The organism is Kitasatospora sp. NPDC048540, from assembly GCF_040651175.1.
Classification (GTDB): Bacteria; Actinomycetota; Actinomycetes; order Streptomycetales; family Streptomycetaceae; genus Kitasatospora.
Genome location: NZ_JBEZIR010000172.1, coordinates 1 through 15,273, shown reverse-complemented (window position 1 = coordinate 15,273; position 15,273 = coordinate 1). Strand labels below are relative to the sequence as shown.

Genomic DNA, 15,273 nt, shown 5'->3' with positions numbered 1-15,273 from the left:
GGAGGACGCCCTCTCCGGCCGCGGCGTCTCGTGGTGCGCCACCTGTGACGGTTTCTTCTTCCGTGACCAGGACATCGCCGTGGTCGGCGGCGGCGGCGAAGCGGGCCGGGCCGCCGAGCCGGACGTCGTCGAGGCGGGCCCGTACCGAGAGCCCTGACAGCGGACCCGCGTGGGCGTCGTCGCTGCCGATGTCCAGGTGGGGGAGGTGGCGGTCGACCAGGGCCCACAGGGCGGAGCCGCCCGTGGTGGCCGTCAGGCCTCCGAGGCCGGGGGCCGCACCGGCGACGCGGTCGCGGATCAGGGTGCGCGCGGTGAGTTCGCCCGCGCCGCCCGCCAGGACCGCCGTGAGCGCCACCGCGACGGTGACGGCGGTCGCCCGGCGCCCGCGGACGGCGGCCCGGAACCGAGCGGCCCCACCCCTGGCCGTCCCGCCCCCGGCCGTCCGGTCCGCGGTGGCCGGCCCGGAAGCGGCCCGGTCCGCGGTCGCCCGGCGCGTCACCGGGCCTCACCCCCGGCGGTGGGCGCGGCGGCGGGACCCTCGGGGTCGAGGTGCGGCAGCAGCCGGTCCAGTGGGCGCGGGAGCCACCAGTTGGCGCGGCCGAACAGGTACATGGTCGCGGGCACCAGCACCAGCCGGACCACGGTCGCGTCGATGACGACGCTGACACCGAGACCGAGCGCGAGCATCTTGACCACCGCGTTGCTGGAGAGCAGGAAGGCCAGGAAGACACTGGTCATGATCAGCGCCGCGCAGGTGATCACCCTGGCGGTGGCGGCGAGTCCGGTGGCGACCGCCAGGTGGTTGTCCCCGCGGTGCAACCAGGTCTCGCGGATCCGGGACAGCAGGAACACCTCGTAGTCCATCGAGAGCCCGAAGGCGATCGCGAACATCATCATCGGCACGTAGGACTCGACCGGGACCTTCTCGCCCACACCCAGCAGGCCGCCGCCCCAGCCCCACTGGAAGACCGCGACCACGACGCCGTACGCGGCGCCGATCGAGCAGAGGTTGAGCACCGCCGCCTTGACCGCGACCAGCAGGCTGCGGAACACCGTGAGCAGCAGCACGAACGCCGCCGCGACCACGATGCCGATGATCAGCGGCAGCCTCGCGACCAGGGTGTCGGTGAAGGTCTGCCCGGCCGCCGTCGGCCCGGTGAGGTAACCGGTGGCGCCGCTCCCGGCCAGCGCGTGCGGCAGGGCCGTGTCCTGGAGGGTGTGGATCAGCGCCGAGGTCGCCCGGTCCTGCGGGCCGGTCGCCGGGGTGACCGTGGTGATCAGCAGCACCCCGTCGGGGCTGGTCACCGGCCGGCCGACGGAGGCGACACCGGGGACGGCGGCCAGCTCGCGCCCGATCCCGTCGGCGAGCCGCCCACGCCCGGCCTGGTCGGCGACCAGGCGGCTGTCCAGCTGGACGACCACCGTCAGCGGGCCGTTCGCGCCCGGCCCGAAGGCCTCGCCGATCAGGTCGTAGGCCCGGCGGTCGGTCCGCCCGGCGGGCTGCGCGCCCGCGTCGACGTGGCCGAGCTGCAGCGAGGCCAGTGGGACGGCGAGCACGCCCAGTACCAGCAGTCCGCCGGACAGGAACAGCCAGGGCCGCCGGCCGACCAGCGCCGCCCAGCGGTGCCACACGTCGGAGCTGCCGGTCGGCTCGGCGACCGGGGTGCGCACCCGGAGCCGGTCGATCCGGTGCCCGAGCAGTCCCAGCAGTGCGGGCGTCAGCGTCACCGAGGCGGCCGCGGCGACCAGCACGGTCAGCCCGGCGGCCGCACCCAGCGTCCCGATGAACCCGATGCCGGAGGCGAACAGCCCCGCCAGCGCCATCGCCACGGTGGCGGCCGCCACCAGCACCGCCCGGCCGCTGGTGGCCACCGTGCGCCCGACCGCCTCGGTGGGCTCCACCCCGGCGTGCAGCAGCGCCCGGTGGCGGGTCACCAGGAACAGCGCGTAGTCGATGCCGACGCCCAGACCCATCATCGCGGCGAGCGTCGGCGCGGCCTGGGCGAAGTCGAAACGGGCCGCGAGCAGCCCGAGACCGCCCAGCCCGGCCGCCAGCCCCAGGACGGCGGTCAGCAGCGGCAGACCGGCCGCCGCGACGCTGCCGAAGCCGATCAGCAGCACCAGCACGGCGACCGCCAGCCCGATCGCCTCCGAGGCCCGGTCGGCCGACTTCGGTGCCGCCAACTGCCCCAGCGGGTCGCCGTACTCGACCGTGACGCCGTCGGCGCGCAGCGGCCCCACCGCCGCGTCGACCCCGGCCAGGTAGGACGGGTCGAAGGCGGCCGGGGTGGTGGCGAAACGTACGGTGACCAGCGCGGTCCGGCCGTCCGCCGACACCGCGCCGGGGGTGGCCAGCGGATCCGACACCGCGAGCACGTCGGGCAGCCGGCCGAGGGCGTCCACCGCCGAACCGACCGCGGCCCGATGGTCGGAGACCGGCCCCCCGGACCGGATCACCAGGGGTGCGGCGACCCCCGCGGTGGTACGGCCGCCGTGGTCGCGGAGCAGATCGCCGCCGGTCTGGGTGGCGGTGCCCGGCAGCGCGAAACTGTCGGCGAAGGTGCCGCCCCAGCGGGCATCGGCCACCCCGAGGCCGGCCAGCAGCGCGGCCCAGACGACGATCACCGGCCAGGCCCGCCGGGCGCACCAGCGCCCGGTCCGGTGCAGCAGGCCGGGGCGGGTCGCCGCCGCGGCCCCGGGAGCGGGAGCGGGAGCGGGTGCGGGTGCGGTCCGGGTGGGTGGTGACGGCCGGTCGACGGGCGCGGGCCGTTCGGTGGGTTCGGTGGTCATGGGGCCCCACCCTGTGCGACACCGGTAAGGACGGCGTTGGCGGATTGTTCGGGGAATGTACGGGCCGCGGGGCGGGCCGCGGCCGGGCCGGCCGGCCTGGCTAGCATCGGTGGCGTTTCCGCACGTGAGAGAGGTAGCGATGACCGAGTCCCGGGGTCTCGTCCTGGTCGTCGAGGACGAGCGCCACATCGCCGACGTCCAGCGGCTGTACCTGGCCCGCGAGGGCTTCGGCGTCCACGTCGAGAGCGACGGGCGGGCCGGCCTCGCCGCGGCCAGGCGGATGCACCCCGTCGCGATCGTGCTGGACGTCGGCCTGCCGGGCCTGGACGGCATCACCTTCTGCCGGGCCCTGCGCGACGCCGGCGACTGGACGCCGGTGCTGCTGGTCACCGCGCGCGGCGAGGAGGCCGACCGGATCCTCGGGCTGGAACTGGGCGCCGACGACTACCTGACCAAGCCGTTCTCGCCGCGGGAACTGGTGGCCCGGGTCAAGACGGTGCTGCGCCGGGCGGCCGGCCCGCCGGGGGCGGCACCGGGCGGGGTCGGCCGGCTCAGCGTCGACCCGGTCAGCCGCACCGTGCGCCGGGACGGCGAGCCGGTCGAACTCACCGCCACCGAGTTCAACCTGATCGCCCACCTGGTCCGGCAGCCGGGACGGGTCTACACCCGCGAGCAGCTGCTCGCCGAGGTCTGGGGCTACCCCGGCTACCGCGACACCCGGATGGTCGACGTGTTCGTCTCGCAGCTGCGCGCCAAGCTCGGCGACGCCAGCCCGATCCGGACCGTCCGCGGCGTCGGCTACAGCGCGACGGACCCCGGCCGGTGACCGGCGGACGGCGGCCGCGCACCTCGCTGGCCCGGACCCTGGTGCTGCTGACCACCGCGGTCGCCGCCCTCGCGGTGGCGCTGACCGGGCTGGTCGCCTGGCAGACCGCGGCGCACGGCGTCGAGCAGCGCGAGCGCGACCAGCTGGCCCGCCAGGCGACCGTGCTCAGCCGGCTGCCCAACCTGTCCGGGCTGCTCTTCAACGGCGCCCAGGCGCTCGGCGGACCCAACGGCGTCGAGCTCGCCGTCATCACCCCCGACGGTTCGGTCAGCGGCACCGCCACCCCGGCGGTCGGCACCGCCGCCAAGGCCGACCTGCTCGCGGGCCGGCCGGTCTCCACCACCGCCGTGCTCGGCGGCCGCGAGGTCCTGCTGGTCGGGGTGCCGGGGGCACGCGGCGGCGCCGCCGTCCTCACCGAGCCGTACACCGTGGTCGAGCAGAACACCGGCCGGATCCGCCGCAACACCGTGCTCCCGCTGCTGGCCGGCATGGTCGGCGCGGCGCTGGCCGGCGCCCTGCTGGCGCGCCGGATCGCCCGCCCGCTGGTGTCGGCCGCCGAGGTCGCGCACCGGCTGGCGGGCGGCGAACGCGGGGTGCGCGCCACCGTCGGCGGACCGCGGGAGGCCGCCGAGATCGGCCACGCCCTCAACGTCCTGGACGGCGCCCTCGCGCGCAGCGAGAACCGCCAGCGCGACTTCCTGCTGTCGGTCTCGCACGAGCTGCGCACCCCGCTGACCGCGCTGCAGGGCTACGCGGAGGCGCTCGCCGACGGCCTGGTCGAACCGGCCGGGGTACCCGAGGTCGGACAGGTCCTGGCGGACGAGACCCGGCGCCTGGACCGCTTCCTCGGCGACCTGCTGGACCTGGCGCGGCTGACCGCCGACGACTTCCGGCTGGAGTGCGGGCCGACCGACCTCGGTGCGCCGGCCGCCGAGGCGGCGGCGTTCTGGGCCGGCCCCGGGGAGCGGCTCGGCGTGCAGGTGCGGCTCGAACTGCCGGAGCGGCCGGTGGTGGTGGACACCGACCCGTTCCGGGTGCGGCAACTGCTGGACGGGCTGGTGCAGAACGCCCTGCGGGCGACACCGGGCGGCGGCCGGGTGGTCCTCGCGCTGAGCGCGCCCGACGGCGGCGGGGCCCGGCTCCAGGTCCGCGACAGCGGGCCCGGCCTGACCGAGGAGGACGTCGACGTCGCGTTCGACAGCGGCGCGCTGCACGGCCGTTACCGCGACACCCGCCCGGTCGGCAGCGGCCTGGGTCTCGCCATCGCGCACCGGCTGACCGGCCTGCTCGGCGGCACCGTCACCGTCGAGGGCCACGGCCCCGAGGGCGGCGCGGCCTTCACTGTCACCCTGCCCACGGCGCCGCCGGACCCCGGCGCACCCGGCCGGCGTACCTGACTGAGGGGCGCACCTGCCGGGTGTACCGACCGGGTGTACCGACCGGCGGCCGGATCCCGGTGACCGGCGGCGCGGCCCGGCCGGTGCTCAGCGCGGCAGTGGCGCGCCCTGCTGCCAGGCGTGGCCGTACTCGGCGACCAGCGGGTCGAGGTCGGGGTGGCCGAACTCGTCCACCAGCGCGTCGAAAGCGGTGACCTTGTCCGGCCCGAACTGCGCCAACCGGCCCGCGTAGGCGGCGACGTCGAGGAAGCGCGGCGGGGTGCTCTTGGAGTGGAACTTGTCCGCGTACATCACCAGCCGCTCCTCGACCGTCCCGGCGAGGTAGTCGCCGAGCGGGATCGGCAGCTGCTGGGTGACGATGTCGTCGCAGGTCAGCCCGACGCCGGTGTGGCAGGAGGCGAAACGGCACAACTCCTCCGGCAGGCCCTCGGCCCGCAGGAGCTCGTGGCCGAGCACGCCGTGCCGGATGTACGCGCCGGTGCCGACCCGGTAGACGCCGATGTCGTGCAGCAGCGCACCCACCTCGACCAGGGCGGTGTCGACCGGCTGCCCGGCGCGCTCGGCGAGCCGGAGCGCGATCCGGGCGACGATCTCGCAGTGGGTGAGCACCAGATCGAGGGCTTCGGGGCCGGGCGCGTACTTCTCGTGCAGCGCGCGCACGCTGCTGACGGTCGGCAGGATCACCCGGGCAGCCTAGCAATCCGTGCCGACCGGTCCGGACCCGTCCGGCGGAGGCGGCCACGGCTCCGGATAGGCTGCGTGACCAGGGCGGCCGACGCCTGGAACGGCGGCCGGGGCGAGGGAGCGACGATGACGCTGCGCTGTGCGGTGCTGGACGACTACCAGGAGGTCGCCCGGTCGGCCGCCGACTGGTCCCCGGTCGAGGACCGGGTCGAAGTCCGGTCGCTGCGGGAGCACTTCACCTCGGTGGACGGGCTGGTCGAGGCGGTCGGCGACTGCGAGATCGTGGTCGCGATGCGGGAGCGCACGCCGTTCACCGCCGAGGTGTTCGCGCGGCTTCCCCGGCTCCGGCTGCTGATCACCTCGGGTATGCGCAACGCGTCGATCGACCTCGCGGCGGCGGCCGCCCACGGTGTCGTGGTGAGCGGTACCGCGAGCTTCTCCCAGCCGCCGCTGGAACTCACCTGGGCGCTGATCCTCGGCCTGGCCCGGCAGGTGGTCCCGGAGAGCGCCGCCGTACGGGCCGGCGGCCCGTGGCAGAGCACCGTCGGCACCGACCTGTACGGGCGGCGGCTCGGCCTGCTCGGCCTCGGCAAGATCGGCGGCGAGGCGGCCCGGATCGGCCGGGCCTTCGGGATGGAAGTGACCGCCTGGAGCCGCAATCTGACCGCCGAACGGGCCGAGGAGGTGGGAGCCACCCTGGCGGCGTCCAAGGAGGAACTGCTCGCCGGCAGCGACTTCGTCTCCGTCCACCTGGTCCTGAGCGAGCGGACCCGGGGCCTGCTCGGCGCGGCCGAGCTGCGGCGGATGCGGCCCACCGCCTACCTGGTGAACACCTCCAGGGCCGCGATCGTCGACCAGGACGCGCTGGCCGAGGCGCTGCGCGAGGGCTGGATCGCGGGCGCCGGGGTCGACGTCTTCGAGACCGAGCCGCTTCCCGCGGACCACCCGTACCGTTCGCTGCCGAACCTGCTCGCCACCCCGCACCTCGGGTACGTGACCGAGCGCAACTACCGGACGTACTACGGCGAGGCGGTGGAGGACATCGCGGGGTTCCTGGCCGGGACGCCGGTCCGCCGGCTGGCCTGAGCCGCCGAACTGCCCGACTGGAGACGGATGTGACGGTCGGTCAGTCGGAGGCGGGCCGGATCCCGGATGGGAGCAAGGGGTAACGGTGGGCGCCCGCGGGGTCGGTGAGGCCCGGCAGCCAGCTGCCGAGCACCAGCGCCGAGGGGTAGAACAGCGGCGCGGGCAGCGCGTCGAGGGCGAAGCGCTCCCAGCCGGCGCAGGCGTGCGGTTCGGTGACAACGGCGGGGGCGTCGCTCGGCGGGGCGAGGACGGCGGCGGTGAGCCGGGGCCGGCCGCCCTGGTGGTCGAGCAGGACGGCGAGCACCCGCATCGCCGCCGCCGGCAGCACGATGCCGGTCTCCTCCGCCAACTCCCGGGCGGCGGCCTGCTCGAAGGACTCGCCCGCCCGGTCGGCCTTGCCGCCGGGCAGGCCCCAGCTCGGCTCCTCGCCGGCCGTGGTCCGCCGGCCGAGCAGCACCCGCCCGTCCGTCGTCGGGACGATCACGCCCGCCCCGATCACCGGTACCGCCGCCACCCCGGTCACCTCCCGCCCGTCGCCTGCCGCACTGTCGCCCGGGACCGATCCGATCCGCGCGCCGCCGGGCCGCGCACCGCGGACCCGCCTGCTACCAGGGGGCCTTGGAGTAGTCCTTGAGGAAGCAGCCGTACAGGTCCTCGCCCAGTTCGCCGCGCACGATCGGGTCGTACACCCGGGCGGCGCCGTCGACCAGGTCGAGCGGGGCGTGGAAGCCCTCCTCGGCGAGGCGCATCTTGTCGGGGTGCGGCCGCTCGTCGGTGATCCAGCCGGTGTCCACGCTGGTCATCAGGATGCCGTCGGTCCGCAGCATCTCGTCCGCGCTGGTGCGGGTGAGCATGTTCAGCGCAGCCTTGGCCATGTTGGTGTGCGGGTGGCCGGCGCCCTTGTAGCCGCGGTTGAAGACGCCCTCCATCGCGGAGACGTTCACCACGTACTTGCGGCGCGCGGTGGACGCGGCCATCGCCGGGCGCAGCTGGCTGATCAGGATGAACGGCGCGGTGGAGTTGCAGAGTTGCACCTCCAGCAGCTCGACCGGGCCGACCTCGCTGACGGTCTGCACCCAGCTGTTGGTGGCGTCGAGGTCGGGGACCAGCCCGCCCGCGTCGATCGCGGTGCCGGCGGCGATCCGCTCGGGCGTCGCCGAGCCGGCGACCAGGGCGAGCGCGGTGACGTCCTCGGCGGTGACCCGGTCGGTGTCGCCGGTGGCCTGCGCGGGCAGTGCGGGCAGGTCGACACTGCCGCTGCCGTACCGGCCGATCACGGTGGACGGGGGCAGTTCGCCGGCCGGCAGCGGTGCCGACTCGGCGGCGATCAGTTCGCGGTAGGCCGCGGGGGAGCGCCGGACCGTCTGGGCGGCGTTGTTGATCAGGATGTCCAGCGGGCCGTCCGCCGCGACCTCCTCGGCCAGCGCCATCACCTGCGCGGGGTCGCGCAGGTCGATGCCGATGATCTTGAGACGGTGGATCCAGTCGGCGCTGTCCGGCATCGCCTTGAAGCGGCGGATGGCGTCGTTCGGGAAGCGGGTGGTGATCGTGGTGTGCGCGCCGTCGCGCAGCAGCAGCAGCGCGATGTACATACCGATCTTGGCCCGCCCGCCGGTGAGCAGCGCCCGCTTGCCGGTCAGGTCGGCGCGGGCGCCCCGGCGGCTGTGGTTGAGCGCGGCGCAGTTGCGGCAGAGCTGGTGGTAGAAGGCGTCCACCTCGACGTAGCGCTGCTTGCAGGTGTAGCAGGAGCGCGGGCGCTCGAGTATCCCGGCGATCTCTGTGACGGTCTCGGTGGTGAGGCCGAACGCGCCGGCCGTCTCGTCGTCGATCCGGCCCGGCGCGCCGGTGGCGGTACGGGAGGTGACGTCGCGGTCGTTGGCGGTCTTGCGGGCCCGGGTCTCCTGGCGGCGGCGCTGTTTGAGGGTGCGGAAGATGCCGCCGACCGCCTTGCGGACGGTGATCGCGTCCGGGTGGTCGACGTCCAGCTCGTCGAGCTCGGCGAGGACGCTGAGGCAGAGCTCCAGCCGTTCCGGGTCGATGCCGGGGCCGTACTCGATCTCTTCTGCTGCGTTCTGGATGTCCGCGCCCGCCGTCATGACCGCTGTTGTTCCCTTGTCCACATCGCCGATTCTCCCGGCGAACTCTACGGGAGCGGCCGGTGAAGGGGCGAAAACCCCACCCCGGTAATGGTCTCTCGCCGCTTGTGACTATTACCGATCTCGCCCTATGATCCGTAAGGGCCCAGCGGGGTCTGAGTCTCTTACCTGGGAGGGGTGTCCCCATGAACGGCACGGACCGCGAGTACTGGGACGACTGGCAGCGCAGCTGGGACCGGCAGCAGGAGTGGTACCTCCCCGACCGCGAGGAGCGCTTCCGGGTGATGCTCGACACGGTCGAGGCCCACGCCGGGCCCGCCCCCCGAGTGCTCGACCTCGCCTGCGGCACCGGCTCCATCAGTGAGCGGCTGCTCGCCCGCCTGCCCGGCGCCGTGAGCGTCGGCGTCGACCTGGACCCCGCCCTGCTCGCCATCGCCGAGGGCCACTTCGCCGCCGAGCCCCGCCTCACCCTGGTCAGCGCCGACCTGCGCGACGGCGCCTGGGCCGGGCGGCTCCCGCCCGGCCCGTACGACGCCGTGGTCACCGCCACCGCGCTGCACTGGCTGCCCGCCGCCGACCTGGTCCGCCTCTACGGGGACCTCGCCGCCCTGCTGAGCCCCGGCGGCGTCTTCCTCAATGCCGACCACACCCCCGAGCCGGCCACCCCCTTGCTGAACGCCGCCGACGAGGCGTTCCAGCAGCGCCGGCAGCAGCGGGAGCGGGCCGCCGGGGCGCTGGACTGGAGCCGGTGGTGGGCCGCGGCCGCCGCGGACCCGCTGCTCGGCGACCTGGTCGCGGAGCGCCGCGAGATCTTCGGCGGACACCGGGACCCGGAGCCCCGGCCGGCCGCCTGGCACACGGCCCGGCTGGTCGACGCGGGCTTCCGGGAGGCCGGTGTGGTGTGGCGCTCGGTGGCGGACTCGATGGTCGCGGCCGTCCGCTGACCTCACCGCCCGGCGCCGGGGCTGTTCGGGGGCCCGAGGGTCCGGTGCCGGGCGGTGACGCGGGTCACCCGACGGGGGTGCGGGGCTCCCTGGCGGCGAGACGGGGGTCACGTCGGAGTGCGCGGCGGTGCCGCCGGAGGAGGGGCGGGGGGTCGGCCGGTTGTGGCCTCAACTCCTCTCGCTCCTAGGCGGGTTGGGGGATCCCGAAGGCGCGGAGGATCTTGATTTATGACCGTTATGTCCGAATCGTCCGTCTCGCCTGTGAGCTTTCCCACGGCGAACGGGCCGGTACCGGGTGTTGGGCCTGCCGACGGGTCGTCATGGCCGCTGTCCGGTAACGGAATGCACAATTCCGGATGAGCTGACTGACGGGGCGTCGGGACCCCCTGGAGGCGGTTGCTCCGGGGGTGGGGGTCCCGCAACATCGAGGGAGCGCTCCGGCCGGTCGGTACCGGCGGACGCCACCCGGCGCAGTCGGCCCCGTCATCGAGCGGGCCGTGACCCGGGCCGCACTCCGGCCCGCTGCGCAGTCGGCGGGTCGGACCCCGTCGCCGTACATCGGCCGCCCAGTGCGCGGCGCTCCGTGCTCCGCACGGGCTCTCGGCTGTCCCGAGGCGGTGTGCGACCCCCACGACCCAAGAGGTGCTTCAAGCGTGCGTGCCATCAGCCAGGGGCGGCTTCGGCTGTCGAACATCCGAATGCACCACCCCCGCCTGCCCGACTGCTTCCTCGCCGTCGGACTGACCGGTGCGGTGGCCGTCGGCCTGGCTGTCCCGGCCAGCCAGGCGTTCGCCGCCGAGGCGTCGCCGGCCCCCGCTGCCGCCGTCGCCGCTGCCGCGCCCGCCGCCCAGGACCCCGCTGCCGCGGCCCCGGCCCAGGCCCCCGCACCCGAGGCCGCCCCGGCAGCCCCGGCCGCCCCCGCGCCCGCCGAGGCACCGGCCGCCGCTCCGGCGCCCGCCCCGGCCCCGGCACCCGCCCCCGCGCCGGCCCCGGCTCCGGCCGCGCCCAGCTACTCCAACAACCTGGACGGCTGGATCCAGGAGGCCCGTGACGTGCTGGCCGCCCACGGTGACCGGGTGCCCTCCGCGAAGGCGATGAAGGCCACCGCGATGTCCGAGTCCTCCGGCAACCCGAAGGCCGTCAACGGCTGGGACTCCAACGCCAAGGCGGGCATCCCGTCGATCGGCCTGACCCAGATGATCAAGCCGACCTTCAAGGCCTACTCCCTGCCGGGCCACACCGACATCACCAACCCGGTCGACAACCTGGTGGCCAGCGCCCGCTACTGCAACCACGTCTACGGCAGCATGGACAACGTGGCCAAGGCCCGTTGCTACGGCTCCTGCTGGCGCGGCTACTAAGCCTCGCCGGACCCGGCCCGGGCCGCCGACGCAGAACACCGGGCGCCCGCCGCGAACTCCCTGACCAGGGCGGAGCGGCGCGGCGCCCGTCCCACCCCCGGGGCCGCTCCCCGGGGGTCGGACCGTGCGGTCAGGACGTCGCGACCGCGACCGCCGGGCGGCCCGAGGCGTGCCACGACTGGACCTTGGTGATCCGCTCCACCAGCAGGACCGCCAGCACGCCCGCCACCGTGTTGGCCACCAGGACGTACGTCTCGAAGACGCCGATCCCGATGCCGAGCCGGGCCAGGACGAGGGCTCCCACGGTCCTGGCGAGCCAGGCGGCCCACCAGAGGTGGACCAGCCGCTCGGCCCGGGGCGGAGCGCCGGCCCGCCAGACGTCCCGGGCGATCCGGTGCGGGATCCACCACATGGCGAACGGGACCACCCAGGCGCCGACCGCCCAGCCCTGCCCGTAGCGGTTCCCGCCCGGCGCGAGCAGTTCCGCGTTGGCCCGGCACCGGGCGAACCAGCAGACGAAGACGATGCCGGTGACCGCCAGCGCGGGCATCCCCCACAGGCGCGCCGCCTGGCCGACCGGTGTCGTGGCGCTGCCGGACACGGCCTCGGCCGCCGCGGCGACGAGCGGCAGAACGGTCACCAGCACCAGAAGCCCCTGGGTCGCCCTGCCCAGGGCGAGGGGATCGGTGATCCGGCCCGGCGGCAGCGTCCGCCGAGCGCCGTACGGCCAGGGTGCGCCGGCCGGCCGCGGCCCGGCCGGGTCGGTGGTGCAGTCGCGGCAGCCGTCGACCGCCTGCGCGTACGGATCCCCGTCGCAGGACGTGCAGGCCAAAGGAGTCCCCCCGGAGAGCGATGCGGCGGGCACGGCCCGCCGGGATGATCAGCTGCACCTTAGAGGGCACCGGGGCGGACCCGCCACCGATCTTCCGGGCGGCCGCGGAGCCGTCCGCACCCGCGCGCCCTGTATGTTCCTACGAAGATCGCCGTGTGGGGCCCCGGGCGGCTTGTGGTGATCTTCAACGATTGCGCGGTGGCTGGCTTTGCGCGCCCGTATCACCGAGTATTGAACGTTGGGTGCGGGGCGCCCGAGTGCGCCCCGCGGCCGAGCCGCAACCGCGCCCGAGGTGTACGTTTCCCCAGCCAGAGAGCCCCATTCATGCGCTTCCTGAACGACCTCAAGCCCGCGTACGACCTTACGTACGACGACGTCTTCATGGTCCCCAGCCGCTCCGCCGTGGGCTCCCGTCAGGCCGTGGACCTGTCCTCGAACGACGGCACCGGCACCACCATCCCGCTGGTGGTCGCCAACATGACCGCCATCGCCGGCCGCCGGATGGCCGAGACCGTGGCCCGCCGCGGCGGCCTGGTCGCCATCCCGCAGGACATCCCGACCGAGGTCATCGCCGACGTCATCGGCTGGGTGAAGCAGCGCCACCTGGTGCACGACACCCCGATCACCCTGGCCCCCGGCGACACCGTCGCGGACGCGCTGTCGCTGCTGCCCAAGCGCGCCCACAACGCGCTCGTCGTGGTGGAGGACGGCAAGCCCGTCGGCGTGGTCACCGACTCCGACTGCCAGGGCGTCGACCGGTTCACCAGCCTCTCCGAGGTGATGTCCCGCGACCTGCTGCTGCTGGAGGAGGGCATCGACCCGCGCGCCGCCTTCGAGAAGCTCAACGAGGGCCACCGCAAGCTCGCGCCCGTGGTCGACCGGGACGGGGCGCTGGTCGGCCTGCTGACCCGCAAGAACGCGCTGCGCGCCACCCTCTACACCCCCGCCGTCGACGGCGCCGGCAAGCTGCGGATCGCCGCCACCGTCGGGATCAACGGCGATGTGGCCGGCAAGGCCAAGGCCCTGATCGAGGCCGGCGCGGACGTGCTGGTGGTGGACACCGCGCACGGCCACCAGGAGTCGATGATCAGCGCGCTGCGCGCCGTCCGCGGCCTGGACCCGCAGATCCCGATCGTGGCCGGCAACGTGGTCTCCGCCGCAGGCGTCCGCGACCTGGTCGAGGCCGGTGCCGACATCCTCAAGGTCGGCGTCGGCCCCGGCGCGATGTGCACCACCCGGATGATGACCGGCGTCGGCCGCCCGCAGTTCTCCGCGGTCCTGGAGTGCGCCGCCGAGGCCCGCAGCCTCGGCAAGCACGTCTGGGCCGACGGCGGCGTCCGCCACCCCCGCGACGTCGCGATGGCGCTGGCCGCCGGCGCGTCCAACGTGATGATCGGGTCCTGGTTCGCCGGTACCCACGAGTCGCCGGGCGACCTGCACACCGCCGCCGACGGCCGCCAGTACAAGGAGAGCTTCGGCATGGCCTCCGCCCGCGCCGTGCGCAACCGGACCGCCGAGGAGTCCGCGTACGACCGGGCCCGCAAGGCGCTGTTCGAGGAGGGCATCTCGACCTCGCGGATGTTCCTCGACCCGGCCCGCCCGGGCGTCGAGGACCTGATCGACTCGATCGTGGCCGGTGTCCGCAGCTCCTGTACCTACGCCGGCGCCAACAGCCTGGAGGAGTTCCACCAGAACGCGGTCATCGGCGTGCAGAGCGCGGCCGGCTACGCCGAGGGCAAGCCGCTGCACTCCAGCTGGGCCTGACCGGCGGCCGGGCGCACCCGGCCCGGCAGGTCGTCCCGTACGGGCCGGCCCTCCGCTTCGGCGGGGGGCCGGCCCGCGGCGTCCGGTGCGGCGGGGCCGTTCGGCGGGGTGGCGCCGTCCAGCGGGGTGAGCAGGGCGCGGCCGACCATCCCGACCGAACCGGAGAGCGCCGCCGCCACCGCCCGGAAGGCCAACGGCAGCCCGCGCAGCTGCCACAGCGCCAGCACGCTCGCCCAGGCCGCGTCCCGGGCACGGTCGATGCTCCACACCCCGACCACGTGCAGCAGCGGCTGCGCCGCGGGCAGCTCGGCGGGCGAGGGCAGCAGCTCCGCCCGGACCTGCGCCTCCACCTGGGCGAGCAGGGTGTTGATCCGCCGGTAGTCGGCCGACAACTGCTCCGGCTCGCGGCCGAGCTGGCGGCAGGTGTCCAGGACGGCCAGCGGCAGGTCGTGCTCGATGTGGGCGTTCATCCCGGCCAGCGCGTACTGCAGCGGGTGGATGCCCGGATGCCGGCGCAGTTCGAACAGCGGCCGCCAGCAGGCGGCCGGGCGCCGGCCGGCCGCGTCGTCGTCGACGGCGTCGAGGTAGCGGGCGGCGAACACGCCGTCGAGGCGGGCCATCGCGGCCGGGTCCTCGAACCAGGACCCGGCCAGCCGGTCCCGTACCAGGGCGGTGACCGTCAGGTACATCCCGTTGAAGACCGCCACGCCGTCGCCGGGCGCCGCCCCCGCGGCCAGCTCCGTCATCCGGGCGACCGCGTCGTCGACGGTGAGCGCGGTACCGGTGGTCGTCGTCATCTCCGCGCTCCGCTCTCCGCCCTCCCGCGCCCGGCGGCCCGGGAGCGAGGCCCCACCATCGCAGCAGCCACCGGCCCGGCGGCAGCACGCCGCCGGGCGATCCGGCGTCCGAGTGGCCGGTGCCACACGGACGGGTGATCGACATGGCGGCCGGGGCCCGATCCGGTGGCGGACCGTCGGCCGGGTGACACCCTCCGTCGACGCTGTGGGCGGCCTCACAGGCCCCGGCGTGTGAGCCACGCCATGCAATCGGTGGTTCGATCATGAAAATGGCTGGTAAATGTCCATAAATGCGGCAATTTTGCCGATTCATACCATCGGTAACGGCCCCCTGACCTGGGACTTCACGGTCCACCCTTGAACCGCCCACCGGCCGCCCCGTAACTTCGGTGCCAGGTGAACGAACACCACCCGGGTCCACTCCCGGCGCACCGCCCACCGGCTCACCCCGGAGCGGACGTCCGGCGCAGTACCGGGGCGGCGGAACGGGCCGGATGCCCGCGCAAGCCGCTCGCCGAGCGAGGCGAACGAACCGACCATCCCGTGGCCTTGGTTCCGCACGCCCACCCACCCGGGGCCTTCGAAAGGATTCGCATTGATCTTCCGTAACGAGACTTCCGCTGCCACCACCACCGCCACCAAGCGCAAGCGCGTTCGGATGGCCGTCATGGCGGGTGCGGTCATCGCCCTGCCGGT

The 15,273-nt window shown here is 74.9% G+C and carries 13 protein-coding genes; 6 read left to right on the top strand and 7 right to left on the bottom strand.

All coding sequences use genetic code 11. The annotated features are described in order from the left end of the window. Both AB0D08_RS37290 and AB0D08_RS37285 read right to left on the bottom strand, forming a co-directional pair. On the bottom strand, positions 1-499 hold a 499-nt coding region (locus tag AB0D08_RS37290), incomplete at its 3' end, for a hypothetical protein (RefSeq protein WP_359894775.1). Further along, entirely contained in the window at positions 496-2,790 is a 2,295-nt protein-coding gene (locus AB0D08_RS37285) for an MMPL family transporter (protein WP_359894773.1), read from the bottom strand. The genes AB0D08_RS37290 and AB0D08_RS37285, both read right to left, overlap by 4 nt. 139 nt (positions 2,791-2,929) lie before the next feature. Here AB0D08_RS37285 and AB0D08_RS37280 point away from each other — a divergent pair, with 139 nt between their 5' ends. Beyond that, positions 2,930-3,616, top strand: coding sequence for a response regulator transcription factor (locus AB0D08_RS37280; RefSeq protein WP_033820196.1), 687 nt, complete (start codon positions 2,930-2,932; stop codon positions 3,614-3,616). Next, positions 3,613-5,013 carry a HAMP domain-containing sensor histidine kinase gene (locus AB0D08_RS37275; RefSeq protein ID WP_033820197.1) on the top strand — a complete coding sequence of 467 codons (1,401 nt, stop codon included), beginning with the start codon at positions 3,613-3,615 and terminating at the stop codon, positions 5,011-5,013. The genes AB0D08_RS37280 and AB0D08_RS37275 overlap by 4 nt, the downstream gene beginning before the upstream one ends. Positions 5,014-5,100: 87 nt before the next feature. On the opposite strand, the gene AB0D08_RS37270 is transcribed toward AB0D08_RS37275, so the two are convergent. Then, on the bottom strand, positions 5,101-5,697 hold the full coding sequence (locus AB0D08_RS37270; protein ID WP_033820198.1) for an HD domain-containing protein: 597 nt from the start codon (positions 5,695-5,697) through the stop codon (positions 5,101-5,103). A 126-nt stretch (positions 5,698-5,823) separates the two neighbouring features. On the opposite strand from AB0D08_RS37270, the gene AB0D08_RS37265 reads away from it, so the two are divergent. After that, a complete protein-coding gene (locus tag AB0D08_RS37265; protein WP_033820202.1) occupies positions 5,824-6,783 on the top strand; it encodes a D-2-hydroxyacid dehydrogenase family protein in 960 nt (319 codons plus the stop codon). Between the two features lie 40 nt (positions 6,784-6,823). Here the strand turns inward: AB0D08_RS37265 and AB0D08_RS37260 are convergent, their stop codons facing one another. Together AB0D08_RS37260 and AB0D08_RS37255 are read right to left on the bottom strand one after the other, a co-directional pair. Beyond that, entirely contained in the window at positions 6,824-7,297 is a 474-nt protein-coding gene (locus AB0D08_RS37260) for an NUDIX domain-containing protein (protein ID WP_051812278.1), read from the bottom strand. Between the two features lie 91 nt (positions 7,298-7,388). Continuing rightward, a complete protein-coding gene (locus AB0D08_RS37255) occupies positions 7,389-8,879 on the bottom strand; it encodes an SDR family NAD(P)-dependent oxidoreductase (protein ID WP_033820199.1) in 1,491 nt (496 codons plus the stop codon). A gap of 185 nt (positions 8,880-9,064) precedes the next feature. On the opposite strand from AB0D08_RS37255, the gene AB0D08_RS37250 reads away from it, so the two are divergent. After that, positions 9,065-9,823, top strand: coding sequence for a class I SAM-dependent methyltransferase (locus tag AB0D08_RS37250; RefSeq protein WP_359894770.1), 759 nt, complete (start codon positions 9,065-9,067; stop codon positions 9,821-9,823). Positions 9,824-10,476: 653 nt separating this feature from the next. Continuing rightward, positions 10,477-11,184, top strand: coding sequence for a transglycosylase SLT domain-containing protein (locus AB0D08_RS37245; RefSeq protein ID WP_359894769.1), 708 nt, complete (start codon positions 10,477-10,479; stop codon positions 11,182-11,184). Positions 11,185-11,314: 130 nt separating this feature from the next. On the opposite strand, the gene AB0D08_RS37240 is transcribed toward AB0D08_RS37245, so the two are convergent. Further along, positions 11,315-12,016, bottom strand: a complete 702-nt coding sequence (locus AB0D08_RS37240) for a DUF4328 domain-containing protein (RefSeq protein ID WP_359894767.1) — start codon at positions 12,014-12,016, stop codon at positions 11,315-11,317. Between the two features lie 324 nt (positions 12,017-12,340). Here AB0D08_RS37240 and AB0D08_RS37235 point away from each other — a divergent pair, with 324 nt between their 5' ends. Next, complete coding sequence (locus tag AB0D08_RS37235) at positions 12,341-13,780, top strand: GuaB1 family IMP dehydrogenase-related protein (RefSeq protein WP_033820492.1); 1,440 nt, start codon at positions 12,341-12,343, stop codon at positions 13,778-13,780. Here AB0D08_RS37235 and AB0D08_RS37230 read toward each other — a convergent pair. Continuing rightward, complete coding sequence (locus tag AB0D08_RS37230; RefSeq protein ID WP_359894765.1) at positions 13,741-14,577, bottom strand: DUF5995 family protein; 837 nt, start codon at positions 14,575-14,577, stop codon at positions 13,741-13,743. The two genes, AB0D08_RS37235 and AB0D08_RS37230, sit on opposite strands and share 40 nt — an antisense overlap. Between the last annotated feature and the right edge of the window lie 696 nt (positions 14,578-15,273).